Annotated in this window: 8 protein-coding genes; 5 read left to right on the forward strand and 3 right to left on the reverse strand. The window is 35.3% G+C overall.

The window, feature by feature from the left end:
• Window positions 1–183 precede the first annotated feature (183 nt).
• A complete protein-coding gene (locus tag ABDZ53_RS11690) occupies window positions 184–540 on the reverse strand; it encodes a YtxH domain-containing protein (RefSeq protein WP_343756729.1) in 357 nt (118 codons plus the stop codon).
• 13 nt (window positions 541–553) lie between these two features.
• On the reverse strand, window positions 554–988 hold the full coding sequence (locus ABDZ53_RS11695) for an HIT family protein (protein WP_343756731.1): 435 nt from the start codon (window positions 986–988) through the stop codon (window positions 554–556).
• 140 nt (window positions 989–1,128) lie between these two features.
• Between ABDZ53_RS11695 and ABDZ53_RS11700 the strand changes: the two genes are divergently transcribed.
• From ABDZ53_RS11700 to trmB, 5 genes are all read left to right on the forward strand, one after another.
• Entirely contained in the window at window positions 1,129–1,869 is a 741-nt protein-coding gene (locus ABDZ53_RS11700; protein ID WP_343756733.1) for an ABC transporter ATP-binding protein, read from the forward strand.
• Complete coding sequence (locus ABDZ53_RS11705) at window positions 1,866–3,074, forward strand: ABC transporter permease (RefSeq protein WP_343756735.1); 1,209 nt, start codon at window positions 1,866–1,868, stop codon at window positions 3,072–3,074. Before ABDZ53_RS11700 ends, ABDZ53_RS11705 begins: the two co-directional genes overlap by 4 nt.
• Window positions 3,075–3,090: 16 nt before the next feature.
• Window positions 3,091–3,945: a D-amino-acid transaminase gene (dat, locus tag ABDZ53_RS11710; protein ID WP_343756737.1), complete on the forward strand. Its 855-nt coding sequence runs from the start codon at window positions 3,091–3,093 to the stop codon at window positions 3,943–3,945.
• Between the two features lie 141 nt (window positions 3,946–4,086).
• Window positions 4,087–4,869: a phosphotransferase family protein gene (locus tag ABDZ53_RS11715; RefSeq protein ID WP_343756739.1), complete on the forward strand. Its 783-nt coding sequence runs from the start codon at window positions 4,087–4,089 to the stop codon at window positions 4,867–4,869.
• A gap of 49 nt (window positions 4,870–4,918) precedes the next feature.
• Window positions 4,919–5,551 carry a tRNA (guanosine(46)-N7)-methyltransferase TrmB gene (gene trmB, locus ABDZ53_RS11720; RefSeq protein ID WP_343756741.1) on the forward strand — a complete coding sequence of 211 codons (633 nt, stop codon included), beginning with the start codon at window positions 4,919–4,921 and terminating at the stop codon, window positions 5,549–5,551.
• Window positions 5,552–5,631: 80 nt separating this feature from the next.
• Here trmB and ABDZ53_RS11725 read toward each other — a convergent pair whose 3' ends face one another.
• Window positions 5,632–5,961, reverse strand: coding sequence for a hypothetical protein (locus tag ABDZ53_RS11725; RefSeq protein ID WP_425541714.1), 330 nt, complete (start codon window positions 5,959–5,961; stop codon window positions 5,632–5,634).
• Between the last annotated feature and the right edge of the window lie 277 nt (window positions 5,962–6,238).

Here is a 6,238-nt window from a genome sequence, read left to right on the forward strand (position 1 = left end):
ATTTACCAGATAATCACTGATTATTTATTTTACCCATTTATAGCCCTTAAAAAGGGTTTCTTTTTCAGCACCCTCTCAATTTGAGAAGGACTTTTTATTATGATTCCCTGATTAAAAACAGGAATAATGTAAGATTTGAAAGGGGCTTGGCCCTTGAGCATAAGTGTTTCTACCTTTAGAAAATTAATGAGATGATTGAGAAAGAGTATCCGCAGTTTTTTCAACTTCGGCTTGAATTTTCTCTGTCTTGTTTTGAATACGTCTCATTCTGGGTTCAGCTTCATATTGGAACTCTGAAACTGTGGATTGTATGTCCGTCATAAATTCATTCTGAACAAATTTTGCTTCATTGGTTAAAGTGCTGATTGAATGCTTCAAATCATTCACTTTATCCGTTACATCTTGAACATGGCGATTCGTTTCGTCTATATAGTCTTTAAGATAATCTTGATTTTCTTTACCTGAACGCGGTGTTTTAACCAGTCCGTATATTCCACCGACCACCAGTCCAGATAAACTGCCTAGTAAGAAATGTTTCATAGTGTTGCCCTCCTTATTCATTTTTCAATGCGTGTTTAATAGCTGCTTGTACTTCATCTAACTCTTCATCTGAATAGGCGTCAGATTGCTCGATCCACTTTAATCCAAAGCCGTCAGAAACTTTTGAATACCTTGGAAGCAAATGAACATGGGCATGAAAGACACTTTGAGAAGCAATTTCCTCACTATTCATCAGCATGTTTAATCCTCCACAGTCAGGATGTGCATTCTTAACAGCACGTGCAATGGCCGGAATACGAGAAAAGAGGACAGATGCTTGATCATCCGTAAATTCTAATAGGTTTCTAACATGTTCTTTTGCGATAACCAGAGTATGTCCTTTGGTAACTTGAGAAATATCTAGAAAAGCTAGCACATCATCGTCTTCGTAGACCTTTCTTGAAGGGATATCCCCATTAATAATTTTACAAAAAATACACTCACTCATATAATCCCTCTTTCATGAACAGTTTATATGTACAGTTTATCACAGAAAACAAATAAATAATAAAAGAAAGCTTAATTCATCTTTTTGCAAATTAAAGTTATGGTAAAATAAAGCTATCAGTCAAAGGAAGGACAAATGGAATGAGCTTATCAGTTAAAGAGTTAACAGGAGGGTACAGTCGTATACCCGTTTTAAAGAATATCAGTTTTGAGATAGAAGATGGAGAATTGGTCGGTTTAATTGGTTTAAATGGCGCAGGTAAAAGTACAACTATTAAACATGTGATGGGGCTATTAAAACCTTTTGAAGGGGATATTCGTTTAGATGGTCAAACAGTAGATGAAGCCCCAGATACATACCGAAAAAAAATAGGGTTTATCCCCGAAACACCGTTGTTGTATGAAGAATTGACTTTAAGAGAGCACATAGAAATCACAGCTTTAGCTTACGATATCAAAAAGGATGAGGCTTTTAAAAGAGCTGAACTCTTATTGCAACTTTTTCGTTTAACCGATCGTCTGGATTGGTTTCCGAGCGACTTTTCAAAAGGAATGAAGCAAAAGGTTATGATTTTGTGTGCTTTTATTACAGAACCCTCTTTATATATTATTGATGAGCCTTTCGTAGGCTTGGATCCATTAGCTATTAGAGACTTGATTCAACTAATAGAAGAAAAAAAGAATAATGGCGCGTCTATTTTAATGTCCACACACGTCTTAGCTAACGCAGAGCGTATTTGTGACCGATTTCTTATCATTGATGAAGGAAAGATATACGCACAAGGGACGCTAAATGAATTGCATCAACAATTTAACATGCCAAATGCCACATTAGATGAGATGTATGCCACATTAGCCGATAAAGAAGGGTTTATGCAATGAATATAACTCATTTGTTTCAAAAAAGAAAAAGTATTTACTACAAGAGATTATCGAAGTTTTTAAAATACATTTTAAACGACCACTTTGTCTTAGCCCTTTTGTTATTAGTTGGCGCTTTAGGATTTACGTATTCAGAATATATTGAAACAGTGTCTTCAGGAGCTGTTCTGCCACGTGTAGTCTTACTCCTATTGATTGTAGGAATATTGCCTTTAGGAAGGATAAGAACATTGATAGAACCAGCCGATACGTTGTTTCTATTGCCTAAAGAAGAAGAGCTAAACCGTGTGATGTTTGCTCATCTGAGACATTCTTTGCTATTCTTTTCAATCATGATAAGTATAATTGGGTTCATGTCTATCCCACTTTTAGCTGCAACAAACGAGTGGAACACCTTATTAAATGTCTATTGGATTGGAACATTGATTGTATGGAAATCAACCTATTTGCTTTTGAATTACAACTATTTTAAAGAATATTCAGATAAAAGGCAGCGCTACTTGAGTTTGACTGTTGCTTTGTCATCAGTACTCGGTCTCTCTGTTTCACTATTTTACTCCATGCTTTTGGGTCTTGTTTTCTCAGTCATTACGCTCATTAGTTATATATGGGGGATCTTTTATAAAGAACAAAGAACAGGATGGAATTGGGAGAATCTCATCCAGTCTGAAAAGAAAAGAGTCCAAGGAATCTATAGACTCATTAATTTATTTGTAGAAACACCTTACCAAAGTAATAAAGTCAGACGTTTTAAAGTATTAGATTGGTTCATTAAGTCTCTTAAAGCAGATGACACGCCTTATACTTTTTACTTGGCTCGAGTCTTTGTCCGCAATACTGCTTTTAGCGGATTGTATCTCCGTTTAGCAATCATAGCAGGACTGTTTATTTACTTTACAGACAGTGTCCTCATCAATATACTGATGAGTGTCCTATTTTTATACTTAATTGGCTTTCAATTACTTCCTCTCAAGCAAATTATTCAACAATCGATCACTTTTAAATTGTATCCCGGGTCAGATACTGATAAAATAAAAGCTATTCAAAAACTATTACTTTATTTATTGAGTATAGTGGCTGTACTTTTTGCAATTGTATCATTTAATGGCGAATGGGAATCTGTACTCATGACTTTAGTGGCCAATGCACTGTTTGTAGCTGGCTTTGTCTATGTCTACTCGCCTAAACGCCTATCCAGTGTTTAAACTAGGGGGACTGAAGATGAAAGTGATATGGAATAACAAAATTGTTGATCATGAAGAAGTTGTTATTAACCCTGAAGATAGAGGCTATCAATTTGGTGACGGCGTTTATGAGGTTATTCGTGCCTATAATCACATTTATTTTTGTTTAGATGAACATATCAATCGCTTATATTCAAGTGCCAATAAGATTGAATTGACTATTCCTTATTCTAAAGAGGAAATAAAAACCTTAGCTAATCAGCTTTTAAAAGAATCAAATATTTCTACGGGAGATTTATATTTACAGATTACACGTGGCATATCTTCTCCCCGTAATCATACCTATCCAGATGTAGCTGTATTGCCCTCATTAACAGGCAAAGCAAATGAAATTATTCGGAACACAGAGAAATTAACCAATGGAATAAAAACGTCTATAGAAGAAGATATCCGATGGTTAAGATGTGATATAAAAATGATTTCTCTTCTAGGTAATATTATGCTTAAACATGAAGCGCATAAAAAAGGGGCGGAAGAAGCTATCTTACATCGCGAGGGTATCATTACCGAGGGATCCTCTTCTAATGTAGGGATAGTGAAGGACGGAGTGATTTATACTCATCCTGATAGTCACTTCATTCTTCCTGGTATAACTAAGCTCGTATTAAAAAGATGTGCACATGCCTTAGGTATTCCGATGTCTGAAGAGTCGTTTACACTAGATGACCTAAAAGAAGCAGACGAAGTGTTCTGTACCAGTACCACATTAGAAATCATGCCAGTTAATCAAGTGGACAATTGGACGTATAGTGTGACAGATGATTCGATTGTAAGAAGGCTGCAGAGAGCCTATGAAAAGGAAATAGAGAAACAATGTGGACCCCTTTTATAGTGAGGGGTTCTTATAAATAAAGACATTAAATGAAAAAGAACATGCATGCGCTTGACGAGTTCACGAATTCTTCCTAAAATAGAAGATACATCAGTGTCTGTTTATTTCATGACTGAAGAAAATAAAAAGGATTGAGTACGTATGGAGTTAGAGAGAGAAACGGGGTGGCAATTACATCCTATTGGTGGAGATACAGGTCAAGCATATATGGGCACTAAAGACGAAGAGAGATTATTTTTAAAAAGAAACTCTTCTCCTTTTCTAGCTGCATTATCCTTAGAAGGTATCTCACCTAAATTAGTTTGGACTAAGAGAATTGGTAACGGAGATGTCCTTGCTGCTCAAGAGTGGTGTAATGGCAGAACCTTGTACAAAAAAGAGATGAATTCATCTGACGTTACTCAAATTGTCCAAAAAGTTCATTTGTCTAAAAGTCTAAAACGCATGTTGCATCGATTAGGAGGAAAAGTGTGCTCTCCTATCGATTTTTACCGAGAATGTGTCGTAGGTTTAGATTCTGAATTAAGTCGTCTCCCAGTAATTGAACAGGCTATTCAATTTTTAAAGAATAATATACCGGAAGATATTGATTTAAGTGAAAAAGTTGTGTGTCACGGAGATATATCCCATAAAAATTTATTGCTTTCAAGTGAAGAGGACTTATTATTAGTTGACTGGGATTCTTCTTTATTAGCTGATCCGTTGTATGATATTAGTCAATTGTTAGAACGCTATATACCTTTTGAAGAATGGGAAGAATGGCTAAGTCAGTTTGATTATGTGAGTGAATCTAAAGAGTCGCTTTATTGGTATAGCATTCTGAATGTTTTACAAGATATCAAGACAGATTTTATAAAGAAAAATGAAAGACATTTAAATAAAAATTTAATTAAATTGAATGACTTATTAACCATTTATGAATGAGTAGGGACAGATGACCAATCTGTTCCTTTTTTATGGAGGAGGGCATCAGGTGAGATTAAGACATAAACCTTATGCAAAAGAGAAAATACAAGAGTACCCCCACTATGTGGTCACTCAAGAAAAAACGATAAAAGGCAACTGGCTCAGCCGGTTTAATGAAAATAACCCTATTCATATTGAAATAGGATGTGGCAAAGGCCGCTTTATTATTGAGATGGCTAAGCGCTATCCAAACATTAATTTTATTGGAATCGAATTGCAAACAAGTGTCATCGTGACCGCATTAGAAAAACAGATTGAAGAAAAATTACCTAATTTACAGTTGCTTCAAGCTAATGCTAATGAACTAAGAGATTATTTTGAAGATGGTGAAGTTGATCGCATCTATCTGACCTTCTCGGATCCTTGGCCGAAGAATAGACATGAGAAAAGACGTTTAACGTATAAAGACTTCTTAACTATATACAAAGCCATCTTAAAACCTGAAGGAGAATTGCATTTCAAAACAGATAATCAAGGTTTATTTGAGTATTCTCTAGTCAGCTTTTCTCAATTCGGTACGTTATTAAAAGAAGTCTATCTGGATCTTCATCAAACGGATCAGGAAAATGTTATGACTGAATTCGAAGAGAAGTTTTCTAAAAAAGGAAATCGAATCTGTAAAGCTGTACTCACTTTTTAATACCTAGCCTGCATCCTGAACTGGATGCAGGCTTTTCTTAAATAGAAAAACCCTCACGAGGTGAGGGTTAGACAATGGTCTTATACACGATAAATGTCAATCATGCTACCAGTATAAGCATTGACAATGAACTCATACTGAACCAGTTTATTTTCTTCATATCTGGAAATACCGCCATAATAGACATCGGTCTCATAAGCAAACTTCTTCCATGGGACTTTTGTCAGCTCAATCCACGAACCATCAATCGGTCCTTCTTTGAGAAATTCTTTCTTGACAGATTTTAAAATAGTATCTGCACTTTTTGTTTTTTTCTTACTGTAAAATGAGAAAGTGAATAGCCCAAGGACAAAGGATAAAACGACGGAAATGCCAAGCACCGTCCATTCTGTAGATGACACACTTTTCATTTTATATTTTTTGCTAGGAAACAAAGGAACTCCTCCTCTTTTTTACGGATAGAATCTTATCATGTATAGTTTAACATATCCTTTTTAAGAGTATAACAGAAACGAATGAAGATTCATTAAAAAGACAGCTTATTTTGTGTATAATAAAAGAGAACAGGAAAATGAACAGAATGATTTAAAGGAGGATCGGTCAGCTCGTCTGACAACACGGGAGTTTGACAGTTGAAACGAGGAAAAAGTGACAGAAAGCCTATAAGGGCTTTCTTTTTTTGTCAAA

This window comes from Alkalibacterium iburiense (assembly GCF_039521845.1).
GTDB classification, from domain to species: domain Bacteria; phylum Bacillota; class Bacilli; order Lactobacillales; family Carnobacteriaceae_A; genus Alkalibacterium; species Alkalibacterium iburiense.

What these genes read in the sequence shown, in the direction of transcription:
- ABDZ53_RS11715 (WP_343756739.1), top strand. Translation starts at nt 4,087, where the DNA reads ATGGAGTTAGAGAGAGAAACGGGGTGGCAATTACATCCTATTGGTGGA.
- ABDZ53_RS11690 (WP_343756729.1), bottom strand. Translation starts at nt 540, where the DNA reads ATGAAACATTTCTTACTAGGCAGTTTATCTGGACTGGTGGTCGGTGGA.
- ABDZ53_RS11725 (WP_425541714.1), bottom strand. Translation starts at nt 5,961, where the DNA reads ATGAAAAGTGTGTCATCTACAGAATGGACGGTGCTTGGCATTTCCGTC.
- ABDZ53_RS11705 (WP_343756735.1), top strand. Translation starts at nt 1,866, where the DNA reads ATGAATATAACTCATTTGTTTCAAAAAAGAAAAAGTATTTACTACAAG.
- ABDZ53_RS11700 (WP_343756733.1), top strand. Translation starts at nt 1,129, where the DNA reads ATGAGCTTATCAGTTAAAGAGTTAACAGGAGGGTACAGTCGTATACCC.
- dat (WP_343756737.1), top strand. Translation starts at nt 3,091, where the DNA reads ATGAAAGTGATATGGAATAACAAAATTGTTGATCATGAAGAAGTTGTT.
- ABDZ53_RS11695 (WP_343756731.1), bottom strand. Translation starts at nt 988, where the DNA reads ATGAGTGAGTGTATTTTTTGTAAAATTATTAATGGGGATATCCCTTCA.